The following is a 21,195-nucleotide window of genomic DNA, read 5'->3' on the forward strand; positions in this document are numbered from 1 at the left end:
GTATAAGCGCATAGCAGTTAACTACATAGGGTAACTTCCAAGATGAAAAATATTTACTTTATCGGTGAATGCATGGTCGAGCTTAGAGCTATGAGCGCAGCCACACTACACCAATCATTTGCAGGCGATGTTTATAATTCTGCAGTGTATTTAAAACGTTGCTTCCCGCAGGTTACTACTTCGGTTGTTACGGCTTTAGGTCAAGATAATTTAAGTAAAAAAATGCTAGAACGCTTTGAAAGTGAACAAATAAATACACAACTCGTATTTGCTCACGATACCAAAGTACCTGGCATGTATTACATAGAAACCGATGAGCATGGTGAGCGTAGCTTTATTTATTGGCGTAATGATTCTGCAGCTAAAAAGGTTGTTGATTTTTTAGATGCTGATGCACTCGAGCAGCTTAGCCAAGGTGATATGTTTTTCTTTTCAGGAATTTCATTAGCAATAATTGAAAAAAGTGCACGTGAGCATTTTTGGAAAGTTGTAAAGCAGCTCAAAGATGCTGGGGTTAAAATAGTTTTTGATCCTAACTACAGAGCGCGTTTGTGGAATAGTGTAGAGGAAACTAAAGAGCAATATCATTTAGCCTTTACGCTTGCAGATATTACCCTACCTGGCGTTGAAGATTTAACAACACTTTATGACGTTCATAGCGTAGAAGCGGTTGTTGAATATTTAAAACCTTACCAAATTGAAGAAATTGTTGTTAAAAATGGCCCTGAATCGGTAGTGACAAAAGAGGGCAATACGCTTCAAAGCCACACTATAATACCGGTAACAAATGTTGTAGATACGACATCCGCAGGCGATGCTTTTAACGGTGTTTACTTAGGTGCTCGTTTATCTGATAAACCAATTTCGAGTGCTGTACAACTTGCTGCAAAAGCCGCCGGTGCGGTTATACAACAGCCAGGCGCTATTGCTCCAAAAGATATATTTCAGCTAGCAATGGTTGAAGCTGGTATCTGATACCAATTTTATTAAAAACATGATCACCTTAGCGTATTAAATAACTCACTAACTACGTTAAAAATTATTTATATAGAACAACTATGTATCATAATTTTAGCCTTGTTATTGAGCTATTTTCTTGTCGCTATAATAGCTCATTAATTTAATGCAATTGGTATAACAAAATAATTAACCTGAACTCTGGTTAAGAGATTTACTAACATATTGAATCATGGTGATATTTAAAATTATTTTCTCTAGCTAGAGATTTTCAGTGAAAACAAGGCGAATTTACGCGTCAATAGCGGGCCTATTGCAAGTAAATTCAACGCAGTTAGCGCTGAAAATAGCTGCTTGAGATAGATTTATTATCTAGAGTTCAGGTTAATCAAACATTAAAGGCCGCCATACCTCGGCCGCATTACTTTTTATAAAGGAACAACGTTATGACTCGCTTTTCTGAACTTATGTCAGGACAAACACTGCTACCTATAATTCAAGCTGATACGCCAGAGCAAGGTGTTCAAATAGCGAAAGCTATGGCTAACGCTGGCCTTACTTTAGTTGAAGTAGTACTAAGAACAGAGGCTTCTTTAGAAGCATTAAAAGCTATTAAGGCACAAGTGCCAGAGCTAAAAGTCGGTGCGGGTACAGTCATAAATACTGACATTTTAGAGCAAGCACTTGAAGCGGGTTCTGACTTTATTGTAACGCCAGCCGTTTCTCCTGCATTACTTACAGCACTTGCTAAATGTAATGTGCCGGTACTTCCTGGTGTATCAAACACCGGTGATATTTTAATGGCACTTGAATATGGCTTTGAAGAGCAAAAATTATTCCCGGCTTCGCTTGCCGGAGGAGCACCTTTTGTATCAGCTGTGTCGTCAGTATTTAGAGCAGTCAGCTTTTGCCCTACAGGCGGCGTTAGCGAAAGTAACAAAATGGACTATCTTTCTTTAAATAATGTATTCGCCGTTGGCGGTACTTGGATAGCGAAAAAAGAGTGGGTTGAACAAGAAAATTGGCAAGCAATTACTGATTCTTGTATCCAGGCTTTAAAATAGAAAGGATTTCATAAATGAATTATTTAGCCCCAACAATACTGCCAGGCGTAATCGTTGGCGATGAAGTAAGTGCTGTGTATGAACATGCGCGTACTAATCAATATGCGTTGCCAGCGGTAAATGTTGTTAGTACAACATCTATAAATGCAACGCTAGAAGCTGCTAAAAAGAAAAACTCGCCCGTTATTATTCAGCTTTCTAATGGTGGAGCTCAATTTTTTTGTGGTAAAAGCTTATCTTTACCAGAGCAACAATCAGCAGTGCTTGGGGCGGTAAGTGCTGCAAGATATGTACATTCAGTGGCAGCACATTATGAAGTAGCAGTGATGCTTCATACTGATCACGCAGCTAAAAAGCTACTACCTTGGATTGATGGTTTGCTTGATGAAGGTGAAAGACACTTTGAACTGACTGGCAAACCACTGTTTAGCTCGCATATGATTGATTTGTCAGAAGAGCCTTTAGAAGAAAATATCGAAATTTGTGAACGTTACTTAACGCGTATGGCAAAAATAGGTATGACGCTTGAAATTGAGCTTGGCTGCACGGGCGGCGAAGAAGACGGTGTTGATAACTCACACCTAGACAGCTCTTCTTTATACACTCAGCCTGAAGATGTTGCATTTGCGTACGAACGCTTAAGTCGTATTAGCCCTAACTTTATAATTGCAGCGTCTTTTGGCAATGTTCACGGTGTATATAAGCCAGGAAACGTTGTTCTTACACCAACTATTTTAAAAGATTCACAAGCTTACGTATCAGAAAAATTCAATCTACCAAGCAACTCAATTAACTTTGTATTTCATGGTGGTAGTGGTTCTGAGTACGATAAAATTGCAGAGTCTTTAACCTATGGTGTAGTTAAAATGAATATTGATACCGATACGCAATGGGCGTGTTGGACAGGTATTTTAGACTACTACAAAGATAACCAAGCATACCTACAAGAGCAAATTGGTAACCCTGATGGGGATGATAAGCCAAACAAAAAATACTATGACCCTCGCGTATGGTTGCGTCATTCAGAGCAAAGTATGGTTGCAAGACTAGAGCAATGCTTTGACGATCTAAATTGTGTAAATAGGTATAGCGCATGAAAAGACTAAATACAGTATTAAAAGAAGACGGTGTAGATACCGATCTTATTTTACTTATTCGCACAATTTTAGCGACCAGTAAAGAAATTGCTTTTCGAGTAAGCCAAGGTGAATTAGCCGGTGTTTTAGGTTCAACATTGAATGAAAACATCCAAGGTGAAGTTCAAAAAAAGCTAGATGTAATTGCAAACCAACTACTTAAAGACATACTACTTGACGACAGCAGCGTTCGATCAGTTGCATCAGAGGAAGAAGATCATGCGGTAGGTGGCCATCCTGAAGGTAAGTTTATTGTTGCTTTTGACCCACTAGATGGCTCTTCTAATATTGATGTTAATGGGCAAATAGGCACTATATTTACTATTTACTTAGCCCGTGATGATGTTGCCTTCGACAGCGACGAGCAATTTAGTCAGCCTGGTGTAAATCAAGTATGTGCAGGCTATGTGTTATACGGCCCTTCATCATTACTTGTAATGAGCACTGGCGGTCCAACGCGTTGTTATACATTAGACTCAACGCATGGCGGTTATCTACTGACAAATAAGCAGTTAAGTGTGCCAGAGCAGAGTCGTGAATTTGCCGTTAATATGGCTAACTACCGTTATTGGGACGAACCGACACAAGTGTATTTTGATAAATTGCTTTACACCTGTGAAAGCTTTGAAAAAAGCTCAATGCGTTGGAATGCAGCGATGGTAGGCGACGTTCATCGTATTTTATGCCGAGGCGGGTTATTTTTGTATCCGCAAGATAAACGCAGTGGTAACGATAACGGAAAAATAAGACTGCTTTATGAAGCAAACCCGTTAGCGCTTTTAGTTGAAAACGCAGGTGGTAAAGCAACCTCTAGAGGAACGCGTATTTTAGATATTGCGCCAACTAGCTTGCATCAACGTGTGCCTGTTGCTTTGGGCTCAAATGAGCCTGTAGAGTTTTATAATAACGCTATTTTATAAACCAGTACTTAATAAAAAAGGGGCAAGAAAATAGCCCCTTTTTTACCCTTATTTTTCATTCTCTCTGTAAATAATCCTTTTTATACAAACTCACTTCATTTCTTAATTTTCTTATAGTCTTCAAATAAGAATACTTCATATATATTAAATAAATCTGATTTACTTAACCCCATGTAAAACCAATTTTTTACTCTAAGGTTATGTATTTTCGCAGTAATTGTGCATGATTGAATTCAATTTTTGACCTGCGACAACAGTGCAGGGTTAACTTTATGTTTATTTGTTGTTATTTAATTGGGTGGATGTAGTGGAAAAAGTTATTTTATTATGGTTATATTACCAAGTTGGTTAACAATTTATTTGCAATTTAAATGAATTTGGTAATAAACGCATGATTTATTTGGTAACACACACAATAGATAACCAAATATTAAAACCATAAATTTGGAGAATAGAGCCACCATGAAATTAAAACATTTTGCGCTATGCGCTATTGCAGCTGCAATAGTTGGTTGTGACACAAACTCAAACAACAATGACAACAACTTGGGCTCTATTGCTCTTAGTGGAACGGTTACAAGCGGACAAACATTAACAGCTGAAGTTAGTGACCCTGATGGTATCTCAGGTGACGTGACTTACTATTGGTATGCAGATGGTGAGGCAATTACAGGTGCAAATAGCGCTTCGTTTACACTGACTGACGATCAGATAGGGTTACCAATTACAGTTCAAGGGCTTTATACCGATGATGGCGGTATCAATGAATCGCATATTACAGATCCAACCGCAGATGTTGCCGCAATCGCATTCCCTGCAAGTTTAACTATTACGGGCGACGCTCTAGTCGGTTCGCAACTAACAGCCAATGTAGCTGACGAAAATGGCTTTGATGGCGATACAGTAACTTATAAATGGTTTGTTGATGACATAGAGATTGCAGATGAAGCACTTTCAACGCTCACGTTAACAGACGCACAGTTTGGTACAGTTATAACAGTTAGTGCATCTTTTGAAGATAGCCGTGGGTTTAACGAGTCTGTGACTTCAACGGGTACAGAGGTTGTAGCACGAACAAACTCAGAAGGCGAAGTTACAATTAGTGGCACGCCAACCGTTGGTAATATATTAACAGCAGAAGTTGCTGATACCGACGGGGCAACAGGAGATATTACTTACCAATGGCTTGCTGACGCACAAGAGATAGATGGCGCAACACAAAGCACCTTTACAGTTGATGCATCACTTTTAGGTCAAAAGATAAGTGTTCAAGTTGCTTACACAGATGATAATGGATTTATCGAGGATAATACATCAGAGGAAACAATTGCTGTTTCTGCTGTTGCGGTTGACGAAGCCGGTAGCGTCGCCATTATGGGCGTAGCGCCTTATTTGACAAGTGGCGAGTTAACCGCTGAGATAACTGATAACAACGGTGTTGAAGAGGCAAACGTTACTTATACTTGGTCTGCTGATGGCGTTGAAGTAGCCGACAGTAATAGTAAAACATTTACACCTTCTGCTTACGCTGGCTCAATAATGTCGGTAAAAGCTACGTATACAGATAACGATGGTTTTGCGAGTGAGGTTACAAACTCACTTGATACATTAGTTTACACACAATTAGTTAGTAACCCTGAAGCACTCCTTGGTGCTATAAGTGGTGGTTTAGCTGATGGTGATGTTATTGGCTTAAACACCGGTGTTTATGCTGATATGGACGCAGTTTTATTAACCAGTGCAGTAACGCTTCGCGCTGTAGAAGGTCAAACTCCTGTACTTAGCGGTGAAGTATGTGTGCATGTAGCTGCTGGAGTAGATGGCGCTGGATTAACAGGGCTTACCTTTAAGAATATAGATACTAAAGCGGGTGCATTTTGTGAAACCGAAGAAGGTGCTGTTATTTACTCAGAAGGGGATAACTTTACTTTTTCGCAAAACACGATGGATGGAGAAGAAGCTACACTCAATAACTCTGAATACCATTGGCTGATGATAAAAGGTCAAAGCGCGTTGGTTGAGCGAAATACATTCTCTAATCGAAATGTAGCAGAAAAAGGGTCTGTGATAAAAATATCATCATCAAGCTCTGATCACGTTATTCAATATAATTTATTTAGTGACAGTGATAATCCAAACTTTGGTCAATCAAGTTTATATTTAATCAATGCAGGTAGCACAACGGGTAGCGGTGCAGCTGATAACGCAAACTTTACTATTCAGTATAACCGCGTAGAAAACTTTGTAACAGGTCGTCGTTTAATGCGTGTACAAACTTCTGGTGCAACCATCAAAGGCAATACAATCGTAAATCCTAATGGGGGTATTTCACTAGAAGATGGTGGATTTAACAGTGTTACAGACAACATTATTATTCGTACTACAGATATAGCGAGCTCATCAGATAGACCTGCCGGTATTTTAATAACACCGCTTGGGCATACAGTGAGCAATAACTATATTGCAGGCATCCGCTCAGCTAACAAAGAAGCGGGCGGTATTGTATTTACTGCAAATCCATTTTCGCAAGCTGATGGCGGAGTACCAAAGTCAGGTAATCAAGCCGTTCTTGATGGTGCCGGTGATTTTACACTTAACGTAACTAACAATACGGTTTTAAACTCACAACAGCCAATCGTATTTAGCACAGAAGTACATGATAATTCAAACGTTAGTGATTGTGATGAGTTAACGGTCGTCAATAATCCAACCCTATACGGTCTAACCAAAAATGCGTTTGTTATCAACTTTAATGGAAATTTAATTGCAAACGGTTTAGGCGATCAAACAGACGAAGATACAATAAACAGCAGTGCTACAACTCAAGGCCTATTTTATCCAAATACACTTGATAGTGACCATGCTTTTGAATATGACTGTGACTTAATTAATCATGATAGCTCGCTGCTAAGTAACAACTTTGGTTATATGGATAGTCGAGTATCAGGCGATGCAAGCGGTGACTGGGTTGAAATTAGAAAACTAAATGGTAATGGCGCATTCGATACTGATGGTGCAATTGACCAAGACCCAGCAACTAATGGCAAAGAAGTACTTGAGTACGTTACAGCAACAAGTACGTTATTAGAAACTGACCCTGCAGGCCTTCAGGCAGAGGCGGGTGCTAAAGGTCTTCATTATATTCAATCATCTGAAGTCGGTGTTGGATCTATATGGAAAATACAAAACGATTAAATAACCAATTAATCAGTTAACTTTTAAAAGCCCCAAATTTGGGGCTTTTTTATTATTTATTAATAATCACCACACTTTTCTCAACCTACATTACCCATTTATAAACTAGTTTAGAGCGGTTTATATTCTAGTAAAAAACCTGTCTGACCTACTGGTAATGCCGCTAAGTTAAAATTGGTATACCTTATGGTAATATTAAAGCGTCAAATTGGTTGATCATCGTGCTGCGTTTAAGTATATTAACGTCAAAGGTCACATAAAATATACATAAGCATAACAAGCTAACACACTAAAATCACACAACAACAACCAGCGGAGAATTCACATGTCGTTGAAGTCAGAAAAGAATAATAATTCTACAACAGGGCAGTTTGCAATGCGCCCAGTTGCAAAATGGGTAAGAACAGCGGTCATCGCAGGTATGGCAAGTTCTTGCGTATTTACAGCAAGCGCACAGGAAGATCAGGGAAAAGCGACAGAAGTTGAAGAAGACGTTGAAATAATTAGTGTTACAGGTACACGTAGAACGATTCAAGACCAAATAGCAATTAAACGTGAAGCAACAACGGTAGTTGATGGCCTGTCATCTGAAGATATTGGTGATTTACCAGCACTGTCTATCGGTGAAGCACTGGAATCAATTACAGGTGCTGCATCTCACCGTGAAAACGGTGGTGCAACAGAAATCACTATTCGTGGTCTTGGTCCATTTTTAAGTGCAACGCATATCAATGGTCGTGAAGCGACTAATGGTAGTGGTGACCGCTCAGTTAACTTTTCGCAGTTTCCGTCTGAACTTGTAAAAAAAGTAGCAATTTATAAAACGCAAGATGCGTCAATGATTGAAGGTGGTGTTGCAGGTGTTATTGCACTTGAAACTATAACTCCACTTGATTTTGGCAAGCAACGTGTATCAGCTGAAGTTAAATTAAACTACAACCCTGATGAAGGTAATGTAGATAACTCACTTCAAAGTGACGCGGGTTACCGTGGCACGTTTAGTTATGTAGACCAGTTTGAATTTGATAACGGCCAAGCCGTTGGTGTGTCTTTTGGTGTACAGCGCCAAGATATCAGCCAACCAGAAGCTGAATACAGAAGCTCTAGCCCATCAGGTTCTTCATTATGGGCGTGTTTAAACGATCCTAATAATACCAACGAAGGTTTTTATCGCAGCAGCGCAGGTGACTGTGAAGATCAAGTAAGCGGCAGTAAAAATCAAGGTTACGATACAAAAATTGATCCTGATACAGGTAAAGCAGTAAGTGATGGGACTCCTTATGCTTGGACTGGCAGTAGCCGTAGTTACCGCCAAAACGAGACATCAGATGAACGTGATGCAATGTTTTTTGCACTGCAATATCAACCTTCAGCTGATTGGGATGTTAACTTTGATGCACAAATTTCAGATAGAACACAAAAAGAAGCACGCCACGATTTAATCTTTTTACAAAAACGTGCAACACCAGGCGTAACCGGTCCAACACTTGTTACTAATGATGTTGGCGGTATCCTTCATTGGGAAGGCGAAGAGCGAATTGAATCTGCAGGTGAGCAATTTTCTCGTGAAGAAAACTACCAAGGTTACGGCATAAATATAGAACATACAGTTACCGATAGATTAACTGTTGACTTAGATTTAGCGTATTCAAAAACAGAACGCGAAGAACTTCAAATATCTAACCGTGGTAGAACATCAGGTCGTAATTTCTTTTCTTGGGATATGGGCGATGAGATCCCTCATTTCACACTGACAGACTTTGACGTAACAGATATTTCAAACTTTACAGATAGCCTAAGAACACGACTTGACCGTGAAAATGTTCGTGAAAACGAAGTTATCTCAGCGCGACTAGATTTTGACTATACCTTAGATGGCAATGTTTTCACCAGTATTCAAGGTGGTATTAGAACATCTGAAATGACCTTCCTACAGTATGGTGGTAGCCAAGGTAACGGTTCACGAAATGAATACACACTAGACTCTGGTACTGAAGCGCTTGACGTATTACAAGGTTGTCAAATCGATTTCCCTGAATCAGGCTTTTTATCAAGTGTATCTGATGGCGATATCGTAACAAATGTTGATAGTGACGGTAACGTTGTAGATAGCGGTACAGGTTCATCATGGGCTACATACGACAACGTATGTTTCTCACAAGCTGTAGCTGGTTCTAACGCTGATGGTGTGTTTGCTTACCCAGAAGTTGAATATGAAAATGCAGGTACAATCGATGTAACAGAAAAAACAACATCAGTGTACTTAATGGCTAACTACGATACTGAAATGTTTGGTAAATTCATTCGCGGTAACTTTGGTCTTCGTATTGTAGACACAGAAGTAACTTCGATTGGTTTTAGAAATAGCTTTGACGTAGTAACAAGCGACACCGGTGTACTTTCTCTGGTTGAATCTGATAATGGTTCATTGGATAAAATAAAAAGCGGTGGTGACTACACGAAGTATTTACCAAGTTTTAACCTAGTTATTGACTACAGTGAAGATATTTTATTCCGTGCAGGTATATACCGTGGTATGTCACGCGCAGATCCATCTGATTTAGGTTACAGCCGTACATTCCAAGAAGATACAGAAGGTACAGCAACATCAATCAGCGATTTATTAGTGGGTGTAAATGGTTCTGGTAACCCGGACACTCAACCGCTTATGTCGTGGAACTACGATGCTGCGTTTGAATGGTACCCTAACGAAGATTCAATCTTAGCGTTAAGCTTATACTACAAACAGTTCAACGGTGGTTTTCAACAACAAACAGTAATTGAAGATTTTACTGTTGCCGGTGAAACTGTTTCATTACCAATTACTAACTCTGTTACATCAGATGAAGACAGTGAAATATTAGGTCTTGAAGCTTCATTTTCTTACCGCTGGGATAATGGCATCGGTATGAAATTTGGTTACAACTATGCAGACACTGATTTTGAGTTCCAAGATAGCTTATACGGCGATACGTTTGAGACTGACGTAGATGGTAATACTACACAGTTAACTGACGGTATTATTGAGTCGGCTTCAGTACCTGGTTTCTCAAAGCATGTATTTAGCAGTCAGCTATACTACCAAATTGGTGGATTTGATACTGCTGTTATTTACAAATATCGTAGTGAGTATTTCCAACCATATACTACAAATGGTACTCGACTTCGTTATGTTGATGGCGTAGGCGTATGGGAAATGCGCGCATCATACAAAATTGATGAGCACTTTAGAGTTAAAGCAGAAGCAATTAACTTGTTCAGTGCACCTAAATCACAAGACTTCTTTGTTGAAGGTAACCTAGGTGAAGTGAATGACTACGGCCCACGTTTATTCTTAGGCTTAAGCTACAAGCTGTAATAATAGTTAAACATTAGATCACATCAAAAAGGCGGTTTTACCGCCTTTTTTGATCCTCAAATTCTTCAATTTTATATTTTCGATAACATCAACAAACAGTACTTAAAAAACTCACTCCTAAATTACGCTACTTGACTAAAAACAATTAAATTGGTTAACCAATAATGCTGTTTATTCAGCACGCCCAACATCATCGGTTTCTCCTGCCTAAATTATTTCATTTTTAAAACGATAACTATTCTAACCTTTGTTATTGACAGCCCTATTTCTAATAGAATTTAAAAACTATAAATAACATCAACTTAAAATGTAAGTTTTGCTTTTAACTTGAAATTTAGTTAGGTTTTTCTATTTTGGTAATAACATATTGCATAATATTTGATCTAAATTCATTACCAAAAGGTTGACCTTTGTAGGTGTGGGTGTAAATATAAAGTTAAGACTTTGTAATAAGAAAGGGCTTTTAATAAAAACAATAAAGTAGCTGGTTAAACATAGCATTTCACACACACAGGAAAAAAACTATGAGTCACAAGTTATCTAAAATTACACTGGCAGTTATATCGGCAACCGCACTTGGTATGTCTTTGTCTACACAGGCGCAAGAAGCTCCAAAAAAAGCTGCAGACGATCTTGAGGTTATCGAGGTTTCAGGTATTCGACAATCGCTTACAAATGCGCTTGCACAAAAGCGTTCAGCAGATAGCCTTGTTGAAATTATTGAGGCTGTAGATATTGGTAAGCTACCAGATCAAAACCTCGCAGAAGTACTTGAAAACGTAACCGGGATTCAAATTACTCGTGAAGCAGGGGTAGGTACGGGTGTTCAAATTCGTGGTACCAATGCTAATCGTACAGAAGTGAACGGCGTATCAACAGTTGGCTCAGGGTCTGGACGAAGTGGCATTAGTTTTGAGGATGTATCAGCTGCAATTATCTCTGGTGTAGAAGTAATTAAGTCACCAGAAGCAAAAACAATCGAAGGCTCTGTGGGCGCAACAATAAACCTTAAAACAATTCGCCCGTTACAGTTAAATGAAACTCTAGGCTCAATTAGAGTTCAAGGTGAAGATAGTAGCTTATCAACAGATGGAGTGACTCCTAGGGTATCAGGTGCTTGGGGTGATAACTGGGAGCTTGATTCGGGCGGTAAGTTTGGTGTTGTATTTAGTGGTAGTTACAGTGAGCAAGACGTAACCGCATTTCGTCCTCGCGCAGATAGAGATAATTCGGTAGCCGCTGATAGTGGTGCTGCAAGTGCACAATCGTTTGATTTTCTACCAGTACAATTTTTAATTCAAGATTACGATAATTACGAATACGAGACAAAAAACTTCGCAGGTACATTTGAATATGCACCAAACGATAATATGAAATTCTTTTTTGATGCAGTTGTTAACGATCAAGAGCGCCGCCAAGAAAGCTCAAGAGTACAAGCATCTGGCCTAAGTGATCTTAGAAATGTATCAATACCGAGTGAATTTGAAACAGTTAATTTTGGTTCACTGGACGGACAAAACCTAGGCAGCATACAAGCGGCTGTAAGAGGCGTTATTCCGGTTGAAGATGGTGGTGGCGATCCTAACTTGCGTTTTTCTAGCGATACTAATTCACGCATCACAAAGAGCAAAATATTTAGAATAGGGGGCGAATGGCAAGGCGATAGATTATTTGCAAGTATTGAAGCCTCAACCTCTCGTTCTGATTCAACTACACCAAGCTTTAATACAACGCTTAATTTTATAAATCCCAATGTTGCTACTAATTCTTCAAATGAAAACGGGACTCCTTTTGAGTATGATCTTACAGGTGATACACTTACGTTTGGGATTGCAACGGGAGAGGCAAACGCGCCAACAATGGCTCAATTGCTCGACCCTGCAAATGTTGTTCTACGTGACGTAAACCAAGGGCAAGATGAGTCAGAAAATACAGAAGATGCGTTTCGTACAGATTTTACATATTACTTAGATGATGTAATAACGTCAGTCGATTTTGGTTACCGCTACAGTAAAACGAGTAGTGTGTCGGATCAAGTTCGTTCTAACGTTGGTTTAAGAAATATGGCTGATAGTCCAACGGGTGATTTATTTGCACAATTATTAACAGCGGGCCCAGATAACTTTAACGATGGTGATGGGCGAGCACTTTATATTCGTGATTTCTTACTTATTAACCCAGAGCTTGCATCCTCTGATCCACAAGCCGTATTAGCAGCGCTAAACCAAGCGATTGAAGCTAATAATGCAATAACGGGTTCTGATCGTGGTCCAATAAGTTCACCAACGTCTCAAGTAAATGCGTTTTTTGATATTGAAGAAGAAACACATGCCTTATATGCACAAGCAAATTTTGAGTACGGCATGTTTCGCGGTAACTTTGGCCTACGTTATTTAGAGACTGAAGTTACATCGCTAGGTAACTCTGTTACTCAAGATGGAAGTGGCAACGAACTGGTTACTCAGCTAACGTCTAAAGGTGATTACGATTTCTTTTTACCTCGATTCAATTTAGCCGCGAATGTAAGTGAAGATGTGATTGTTCGTTTAGGTTGGTCAAAAGATATTAGACGCCCAGATTTTGATGACCTATCTACATCTGTTACGTTTGGCACCAGCCCTAATAGTGCCGTTTCAATTGGTAATTCAGGCTTAGCACCAGAAGAAGTAACCTCTTTCGATATATCTACAGATTGGTATTTTGCACCCGCTGCTTTGTTAAGTGTGGGGTACTTTCATAAAACACGTAGCGATTTGCACGTTACACAGCAAGTTGACCCATTTGAAGACCCAAGCACAGGCTTTCGCGATACAAATGGTCCAGAGTGTGAAGGAGGCGGCATATTTAATCCAATTGCAGACATAAACGTGTTTGGCCCAGATGCTGGCGTAGGGTTATGTGTACCAACACAAACTACTATTAATGATTCTGGTGAAACAACACAGCAAGGTATTGAGCTTGCAGCTCAATACGACTTATCAAGTTTTGAAAAAGAGCTAGGTTGGGCATCAGGTTTTGGTGTGGTTGCTAACTATACCTATCAAGAATTTTCTGGTGGTGAATCATTTGACACTGCAACGAGTCGTGCAAATGCTGTTTTTGCATTAACAACCGGTAACCCGGATGCAGACATAAGTGCTAAGCAATCACTCATTGATCTGTCAGAAAACGCATATAATATTACATTTTACTATGAGAAATACGGTCTATCTGCTCGAGCGCGTTACACGTGGCGCGAAGGGTACCGTTCAACTGACTTTGGTAGCACCTCAAGCTTCCCATGGGGTTTCCCTGTTGTTCAAGAAGACAGAGGGCAGCTTAATGCCAGCATAAGTTATGATGTGAACGATCAGCTAAATATCGGTATTGAAGCTGTAAACTTAACTGAATCAGAAGTTAGCCAGTCTTGTGTTAACGAAGGTGCTTTACTTTGTTTCCAAGGTATTACAGACCGCCGTATTACATTTGGCGCAAGCTATAGATTTTAAACGTTATAGTTAAATCGAGTCTATAAGTGTGTGTATTTAAAGACGCTAAAAGCAAGCCATCTGGCTTGCTTTTTTTTAACTAAAATTAGTTAACATTTATAAAAATGATTTATTCCACTTTGTATTTTACTTTTAAATACTGTTACAGCGGCAATGTCTTGCTGCACTGCCACCAGTAATTATACCAACCTGCATAAATCTTTGATCAATTTAACGAATTAAATTGCACTATAACGTCGTTAAAAATTTTTTATTTAGAACAACTAGATACAAAAATTTTTGCCTAGTTCTAGCGTAATTTTCTTAACGTTAAATAGACCCCGTATATAAGCAGATTGGTATTATTATCGAGATAGTATTAAACCAATACCGTTACTTCTTAACCTTACCCTTAAGAACATAAATTTCACCATCGAAACTGCCTTGTATCGTCAGTCCTTGGCTTGCTAACTCTTGTAAATATTCGATATGGTCATTAGTGATATGCTGGCCTGGGACTAAAAGCGGAATGCCCGGTGGATATGGAGTAACTAAACCTGCACAAATGCGGTTGTTGCTTTTACTGATAGGCACAGATTCGCGGTCGCCATAAAAAGCATCGCTTGGAATACACGCCAAGTCGATGGCAGGTAAATTTTCAGGTAAGCGAGCTCTACGCGTCGATTTCGATAGTTTTACCTTACCGCTGTCTAGCTTTTTCAACGCATTGTACAAACGAATTATTTTTGAGCGCGTGCCGCCAAGCGTAAGTAAAACCAAAATGGTGCTGTGTGTGTATTTTTCTATCTCTAGCCCAATTTCATCCAGTAGATATTTATGAATATCTTTTAATGAGTAGGGTAGCTCACTAATATCAATAAGGATTTTTAATGGGTCGTGGCCCATATTATCACCACTAAAATGCGGGAATATTTCCATAAAGTCTTGCTTAGCTAATACTTTAATTTGCTTAAGCGAGGCCATCTGTTGTTTAAACTCTTCAACATGATTTAGCAGCGCATTGAGCAGCTTATAGCCTTCCATCTCTAATTGCTTTTGGCACACGTCAAGCGATGCAATAAGCTGATATTTTGGCGATGTGCTGGCGTAGATGCTATAAATCTCTCGAAAGAAATCAGCATCAAAATCGGGATCGTTAATATGAATATAAGACGCCTGAGAAAATGCCGATACTACTTTATGCGCAGAATGCGTAATGTAGTCAGCCCCAGCATGTATTGCAGAATAATGACGAAAGCTAGGATGAAACAAAGAGTATGCAAACCAGGCTTCATCTATAAACACCTTGATACCATATTGATGAGCATAATCTACGACTTGTTTTAGGTCGCTAAGCAGGCCATCGTAAGTACAACCGGTAAGCACTAGTAATTTAGCATCAGTATTGTTTTCAATTGCTAATTTGATGTCGGCCAACGACGGTGGCGCGAAAATGCCATATTTTGGATTTAAGATACTCGCCAAATAAATGGGGTAACTAGCTGATTGCAATATGCCATAGTGTACTGACTTATGGCAATTACGGTCGACAATTACTTTGTCGCCCTTGCGCAGGAGTGTCTGCAAGATGATTTTATTTGAGGTAGATGAACCATTTGTAACAAAGTAGGTGTGCTTAACTTCAAACGTTGCTGCTGCTGACTCTTGAGCACGGCCAATAGTATTGGTGCTGTCTGACAATGAACCTAGCGAGTCTACCGAAACCGACAGGTCGCCAACAAATACATTGCGGCCGTAAAACTGATAAAAATCTTTGATGTAAGGTGAGTTTCTAAAGCTAGAACCCCCACTATGACCCGGTGTATGCCAAGAGTCGTTTGCTTCACCGACGTAACGACGATACGCCGTCCAAAATGGCGTTTCAGAGCGGTCGTCAAAATCGTTAATCATATAACCTAAAATAGCTTCTGGGTCAGAAATCACCTCATCTTTAAAAAAGAATGATTCGATTTCTTCTGATTCGTTAACGATTTCCAGCCCTTTAGTGTCGTCGCCGATAACATAAACCGGTAACTCAAGACGAATTGCCTTTAAATCCTCGATAAAGCGACTATACATTCGCTCACCCACTTTGTTGTGCATATCCCAGCTGAGAACCACGGCTTGAATATCACCATCTTCCTCTACATGTTCCAACGCGCGTTTAAGCTCAAGGCATTCAATAATATCGATATGAATATCATCTCGCTCAAAGTTAGGAATGGTCTTTGACAGATTAGTTGAAAGCCCTTGTAAGGTGGCTGGGTCTTGTTCAATTATCAAGATACGAAGTAGAGGTAGCATAGAGGGTTTCGCAATATAATTTTATAATGCTCACTAGCATAACCAAAGGCGTGAGCGTTGTGAAATTAATACTTTGATAATGTTCTAATAATTGTTCTATTTCATTGGCTACTACAAATAAGAGGCGCAATGAAATTCATGTGTTTTCTGTTTGCATCGTAAGCATAAAGATTTTGATCATTATCAACGACAATATACTTCCCTTTAAGTTTTATACCACTAAAGTATAAAAATCATACTTATTTGATGGGCAGTTTTGTGCCAGTGTAGGTCGAATAAGCGAAGCGCCATCCGACACAGTAAAATACCTTACCAATTATTATCAGCATTTTATGTTGTCGAGTGGCTGGAGAGTGCCATAAGCAGTCATTCATGATTAACTCGTTTCTGCCCCGAAGTTTGTTATCTCATCAGACTGAGCAGTATTCAATTAATAATGTTTGCCATACATGCGCTAATGAGCAAGCAAAATACAAGACCTACCCCCGAATAGGCTGTACATTTTGTTGCCTGAAACGAGTTTTAAACGCTCTCAAGCATTCCTTAAATGGATGTTAATGTTCAAATCTATCAACATGATATTTCTTCCTCTTACTACTTGAATTAGCGCGCTATAACCCCAACATTATAAGGACAATTAGATAAGGAAATCACAATGTAATGACTGTACAAAGCGACTTTAGTTCTTTTCTCACAAACCTACAGATCAAGAATTCAGGGCAGATCAGTAAACGTTATGGCGGTATTACCCGTCGTCTGAATATGCACTTTCGTGACAACGAGAGTAAGACTGCAAATAGCCTACAAGTTGGTTCATACGGCAGATACACTGGTATCGATGGGATCTCTGACTTAGATATGCTTTACATTCTGCCCCCGTCAAAATATGCAGAATATAAAAACAATCAATCTGGTTTACTCGATGACTGCAAAGAACAGATCAAGAAAGTCTATACGCAGACAGAGGCTAAAAAGGACCGAAATGTTGTTGTCGTCAACTTCAGCAACTATGTGATTGAAGTGGTTCCTGTCTTTCGATTAGAAAATGATAAATTTTACTACCCAGACACCTATGATGGTGGTTGTTGGCTGGTATGTGATCCCAAGGCTGAGCTGAAGGCATTTAAAGACAAAAATCAGGAACGAAACGGAAACCTAAGGCGCTTGGCGAAGATGGTTAGAGCTTGGCGTTCAAGAAATGAAATACAAATGAGTGGCTTTTTGATTGACACGCTATGTTATCGTTTTTTAGATAAGAATGTGAGTTTCGACAATTCAAATTTTGGGAAATACGACGTACTAGTTAGGGATTTTTTTGAGTTCTTAGAAAATGAACCTGATAAGGATTATTATCGATCACCTGGGAGCAATTCCCATGTATCGGTCAAAAAGAAGTTTCAGAAGAGCGCTAAGCAGGCGAGAGAGAGTTGTGATGAAGCTATAGCTGCAAGAGCTGCGGGACAAGATGATAAATGCAATAAGTGCTACAAAAGCGTATTTGGTAAGAAGTTCCCGTCAAGAGTAGGGGTAGTCAAAGCTTCAACAGAGCAGTTCATTGAGGATGTATATCAGCAAAATCTAAAGTACAACATATCATTAGATTGTGAGGTTAAAAAAGATGCAATTACTCATTTCTTGTCCAGGATGCTTGATGTTAAACAAAGAATCATGCCTGAACGAAATCTAGAGTTTAAGATCTCTGATACTGACATCGTTGGGGATTTTGAGCTAAAGTGGAAGGTCCTCAATCAAGGCGAAATGTCTGTTAAACGTAACTGTATCCGTGGTCAGATCGTCGATGATGATGGTAGTCGAACTAAAACAGAAACATCAGATTTTTACGGTGACCATATAGTTGAGTGCTACGCCATTCAAAATAACATTGTGGTTGCAAGAGACAGTATTGAAGTTCCAATAGCATAAGGGTTGCAAGTATATGACAGAACAAACTGTGACCAAGCAAATTGCTAGGGAATACTACAACGTAATTTATGGTGCGAAGCTCAACTTTGCATCTTTTGATACTTGCGAAAAACTCCCAAGTATCATTAGTTTCCTATCTCTTGTATTAGGTATTCTTGCATTATCATTTGAGTCATTTAATAACAAAATACTAGCCTCGTTTCTGTTAATCGCAGGTGTTGTTGGCTTGATGCTTAAACCTAGGGAGATGCAAAAAGAAAAGTATCTAGATGCGGGCGTTAAACTTACAGCGATCAGTAAAAAACTTGAGTTGCTTCATTCTCAAGATTCGTTGCCTGATGAAGAAAGAAGGCAGCAATTAGGGACTCTCCAAGGTGAGCATCATGCTGTCCTTCAGCCAACACCAATTTTGTTAACTTCTTGGTTTGCTCACTACAAGTTGTTTTCTGAACATAACAACAAATGGTTTTGTACTGAGTTAAGGCTAACTTGGAAAGATAAAATTCCGCTTACTTTAAGGTTTACAACCACCATTTTACTTATAATCGTATTGGTTTATATGAACCCATATTGCTTTTTTAGTAAGTCATGGACTTGGATTCAAGAACCATGTCCCAATGGATGCTTGATTGAAAAAACTATAGAGTCTACTAACCAAGAAGCTGAAGTGATTTTACCAAAAGCCAGCCTTCCTGAAGAATAAGGTACAAAGTCTTAGATTTTGTTCGAATGTGGGGAAAAGTCAAAAATGGAGTGTCAATGTTAGCAGAAGTAAAATTCAATCTAATAAAAAGCTATATTAATCAATCTGCAATGATCCAAAATTCTAGTTATTTGGTCGACAGAGTCCGTGAAATGAACTTGAGTGTGTCAGGTGAGGCGCACTATTATCGTTTATATTGTACTTATAATGAAGTTGACGGTAGTTCAATATTATTTGAATTTAGATCTTATGATCCATCAGGACCATTTCAAAGTATTCCTGACGTCAATAAAATCAAGTTACAGCTGTTGCAAAATAATCAAGTTGTATCTGAAATCTTTGAGCAATATGACGATAAATAATTTTTGTGTAGTCAGGCTCCTGCACTGGATGCATAGTCCTGTCAATGTTTTTGAAAGCAACTCAAAAATAGACCACTTAAAACTGACTTTGAGCTGCGCGATACGCAGTGTAAACTTTAATTGATATCCATACATTTACTAATCCCACCACCTACTTTTTGAACCTTTGATCAAACGCATTTCTGTCCAAAAATGATTTTGATCGACCGTCTGCTGATCGCTCTTTGCCGAAGTTCGGCTTAGTGCCATCAGCAGACATTGGTAACGCCTCGTTATACGCCAAATGCACTTATCTAAAAGCTTTAATTGCCTCATTAAGCTGCACATCTTTTCCGCTTTCAATATTCTCCACATCAAGAAATACAAATTCATGATCTACAGGCAATCCAATGTTTTCATAATTATCCCCATGAGAATTGAGATATCTTTCATTTGATAATGTGATCCCCCAACCATTGGGCAAAGCTTTTGTTAACGCATCGCTAAAAGCTCCGTAGCTTCTTTCACCAATAAAAGTAACGTTGCCTCTTGCTTGTAAACCTAAAAGAAATACTTCAGCCGCACTAGGTGTTTTTTGACTAGTTAAAACAACAATGCTTCCTGTGTAATGATTAATTTTTGATGGGGCGACAACAATTTTTTGAAGTTCACTATAACCTGTCGATGTTTTAAATTGTTTCCCCCCCAAGGCTAATTCTGAATCTATTAAGTAAGATAAAATAGAAAATGCTACTAAGTCACTTCCACCCATACTAAAACGTAAGTCAATAATTAAACCATTGCTTTGTTTGATGATAGGCGTAAATATCTCCATAACCTCTTTTGTTGCTTTTACGTCATTATTTGAGAAATCATCAAAGTTACTTATTTTTAAATAGGCAATATTTTGAGGCGTTTTTGCTAAGGTAAAATTATCGTGATATTGAAGAGTGGAATAGTTTTTATCAATGTAATTTTTAATGTTTCCTGAGACTTTTCAATTAATGCGGTATGTAATTCCCAGTAAGTTGAGTATTCAGGGTAGTTTTCTGAGTGCGCTTTTAATTCATCCCAAAATGACCACTTTCTTGGTGAGTAATGTGAAAGCCTATCAAGATCTTGATTGAGTAATATGGCATGACCGTCGCGTAATTCTTTAAGAAAGTCATCTATGATACTAAATAGCTCATCTTGCGTAGTTTTTGAGGTTATTCTTTTTTGCCAAAGTTTTCTCTGCTCAACCCAATTAATATTTTTATCTTTTGAAAATGCATAGTGCTCTTCAAAATTATTCATTAGAACGTCAAGAACAATACTGGCATTAAATTCATAGTTTTTGTCTTTAATACTAACAATTTTTTCGGATTGACATTGAGCGGGTAAACTATCTAATTTCGTTAGCTTTAACGGAAACAAACCACCAAAGTTAAGTAAGCGAGTATCTTTATTCACTTTTTTTGTTTCTTCAATGAACGAGATTTGTTCAAACTCATCGGTGATAAAGTGGTTTTCCAAACAATGCTTAGTTGTTAAATCAAAGGCTGTTGTTTTATTGTCCACAGTATGAAAAACGTAACCATAACCTTGGGTTTTCCAAGTTGTCTCAGTGGAGTTCGCAGAATTAATGGTACAAAGTACGGTGAGTAGAAATAACAAAACCCCTTTATTCAAAGTTTACTCCTAATAGTGAATCACAACCGAACTAGACTAAGCGTAGAATGCTGTCTTAAGCGGCAAATTGCTGTTGGCTAAAAGAACTGAGGTCCACCATTTTTAAAATTTGTAATTAATAGCTGATTTTACTGGTCGTCCACCTTAGGGCGTGTT

General features: G+C 38.8%; 13 protein-coding genes. 10 read left to right on the forward strand and 3 right to left on the reverse strand.

What is annotated here, in order from left to right; genetic code table 11:
• The first annotated feature begins 42 nt into the window (after nucleotides 1-42).
• The 7 genes from I6F66_RS02560 to I6F66_RS02590 all read left to right on the forward strand — a co-directional run bounded on the left by I6F66_RS02560 (nucleotide 43) and on the right by I6F66_RS02590 (nucleotide 14,118).
• Entirely contained in the window at nucleotides 43-975 is a 933-nt protein-coding gene (locus I6F66_RS02560; protein WP_165740803.1) for a sugar kinase, read from the forward strand.
• Between the two features lie 428 nt (nucleotides 976-1,403).
• Nucleotides 1,404-2,021, forward strand: coding sequence for a bifunctional 4-hydroxy-2-oxoglutarate aldolase/2-dehydro-3-deoxy-phosphogluconate aldolase (gene eda, locus I6F66_RS02565; protein ID WP_007585331.1), 618 nt, complete (start codon nucleotides 1,404-1,406; stop codon nucleotides 2,019-2,021).
• 14 nt (nucleotides 2,022-2,035) lie between these two features.
• Nucleotides 2,036-3,118, forward strand: a complete 1,083-nt coding sequence (fbaA, locus tag I6F66_RS02570) for a class II fructose-bisphosphate aldolase (protein WP_007585332.1) — start codon at nucleotides 2,036-2,038, stop codon at nucleotides 3,116-3,118.
• Nucleotides 3,115-4,077: a class 1 fructose-bisphosphatase gene (locus tag I6F66_RS02575; protein WP_010555334.1), complete on the forward strand. Its 963-nt coding sequence runs from the start codon at nucleotides 3,115-3,117 to the stop codon at nucleotides 4,075-4,077. The genes fbaA and I6F66_RS02575 overlap by 4 nt, the downstream gene beginning before the upstream one ends.
• Before the next feature lie 462 nt (nucleotides 4,078-4,539).
• Nucleotides 4,540-7,272, forward strand: coding sequence for a poly(beta-D-mannuronate) lyase (locus I6F66_RS02580; protein WP_197208672.1), 2,733 nt, complete (start codon nucleotides 4,540-4,542; stop codon nucleotides 7,270-7,272).
• Nucleotides 7,273-7,597: 325 nt separating this feature from the next.
• Complete coding sequence (locus tag I6F66_RS02585; RefSeq protein WP_197208674.1) at nucleotides 7,598-10,630, forward strand: TonB-dependent receptor; 3,033 nt, start codon at nucleotides 7,598-7,600, stop codon at nucleotides 10,628-10,630.
• A gap of 524 nt (nucleotides 10,631-11,154) precedes the next feature.
• A complete protein-coding gene (locus I6F66_RS02590) occupies nucleotides 11,155-14,118 on the forward strand; it encodes a TonB-dependent receptor (protein ID WP_197208676.1) in 2,964 nt (987 codons plus the stop codon).
• A gap of 372 nt (nucleotides 14,119-14,490) precedes the next feature.
• Here I6F66_RS02590 and I6F66_RS02595 read toward each other — a convergent pair whose 3' ends face one another.
• Nucleotides 14,491-16,401, reverse strand: coding sequence for an aminotransferase class I/II-fold pyridoxal phosphate-dependent enzyme (locus I6F66_RS02595; protein ID WP_033027026.1), 1,911 nt, complete (start codon nucleotides 16,399-16,401; stop codon nucleotides 14,491-14,493).
• Between the two features lie 660 nt (nucleotides 16,402-17,061).
• Between I6F66_RS02595 and I6F66_RS02600 the strand changes: the two genes are divergently transcribed.
• The 3 genes from I6F66_RS02600 to I6F66_RS02610 are packed head-to-tail and all read left to right on the forward strand — an operon-like array spanning nucleotide 17,062 to nucleotide 19,389.
• Nucleotides 17,062-18,324, forward strand: a complete 1,263-nt coding sequence (locus I6F66_RS02600) for a nucleotidyltransferase (RefSeq protein ID WP_197208678.1) — start codon at nucleotides 17,062-17,064, stop codon at nucleotides 18,322-18,324.
• Between the two features lie 13 nt (nucleotides 18,325-18,337).
• A complete protein-coding gene (locus I6F66_RS02605; RefSeq protein ID WP_197208679.1) occupies nucleotides 18,338-19,027 on the forward strand; it encodes an SLATT domain-containing protein in 690 nt (229 codons plus the stop codon).
• A gap of 56 nt (nucleotides 19,028-19,083) precedes the next feature.
• Nucleotides 19,084-19,389, forward strand: a complete 306-nt coding sequence (locus I6F66_RS02610) for a hypothetical protein (protein ID WP_197208681.1) — start codon at nucleotides 19,084-19,086, stop codon at nucleotides 19,387-19,389.
• 289 nt (nucleotides 19,390-19,678) lie between these two features.
• Here the strand turns inward: I6F66_RS02610 and I6F66_RS22510 are convergent, their stop codons facing one another.
• The gene (locus tag I6F66_RS22510; protein WP_368668189.1) at nucleotides 19,679-20,350 is read right to left on the reverse strand and encodes a S41 family peptidase; all 672 of its coding nucleotides are present in this window, start codon (nucleotides 20,348-20,350) and stop codon (nucleotides 19,679-19,681) included.
• Nucleotides 20,290-21,039, reverse strand: a complete 750-nt coding sequence (locus I6F66_RS22515; protein WP_231611819.1) for a hypothetical protein — start codon at nucleotides 21,037-21,039, stop codon at nucleotides 20,290-20,292. Before I6F66_RS22515 ends, I6F66_RS22510 begins: the two co-directional genes overlap by 61 nt.
• Between the last annotated feature and the right edge of the window lie 156 nt (nucleotides 21,040-21,195).

The organism is Pseudoalteromonas sp. NZS100_1, from assembly GCF_015864285.1.
In the GTDB taxonomy this organism is placed as follows: Bacteria; Pseudomonadota; Gammaproteobacteria; order Enterobacterales; family Alteromonadaceae; genus Pseudoalteromonas; species Pseudoalteromonas arctica.

Coding starts and splice junctions, on each gene's coding strand:
- I6F66_RS02560 (WP_165740803.1), top strand. CDS start 43: ATGAAAAATATTTACTTTATCGGTGAATGCATGGTCGAGCTTAGAGCT.
- eda (WP_007585331.1), top strand. CDS start 1,404: ATGACTCGCTTTTCTGAACTTATGTCAGGACAAACACTGCTACCTATA.
- fbaA (WP_007585332.1), top strand. CDS start 2,036: ATGAATTATTTAGCCCCAACAATACTGCCAGGCGTAATCGTTGGCGAT.
- I6F66_RS02575 (WP_010555334.1), top strand. CDS start 3,115: ATGAAAAGACTAAATACAGTATTAAAAGAAGACGGTGTAGATACCGAT.
- I6F66_RS02580 (WP_197208672.1), top strand. CDS start 4,540: ATGAAATTAAAACATTTTGCGCTATGCGCTATTGCAGCTGCAATAGTT.
- I6F66_RS02585 (WP_197208674.1), top strand. CDS start 7,598: ATGTCGTTGAAGTCAGAAAAGAATAATAATTCTACAACAGGGCAGTTT.
- I6F66_RS02590 (WP_197208676.1), top strand. CDS start 11,155: ATGAGTCACAAGTTATCTAAAATTACACTGGCAGTTATATCGGCAACC.
- I6F66_RS02595 (WP_033027026.1), bottom strand. CDS start 16,401: ATGCTACCTCTACTTCGTATCTTGATAATTGAACAAGACCCAGCCACC.
- I6F66_RS02600 (WP_197208678.1), top strand. CDS start 17,062: ATGACTGTACAAAGCGACTTTAGTTCTTTTCTCACAAACCTACAGATC.
- I6F66_RS02605 (WP_197208679.1), top strand. CDS start 18,338: ATGACAGAACAAACTGTGACCAAGCAAATTGCTAGGGAATACTACAAC.
- I6F66_RS02610 (WP_197208681.1), top strand. CDS start 19,084: ATGTTAGCAGAAGTAAAATTCAATCTAATAAAAAGCTATATTAATCAA.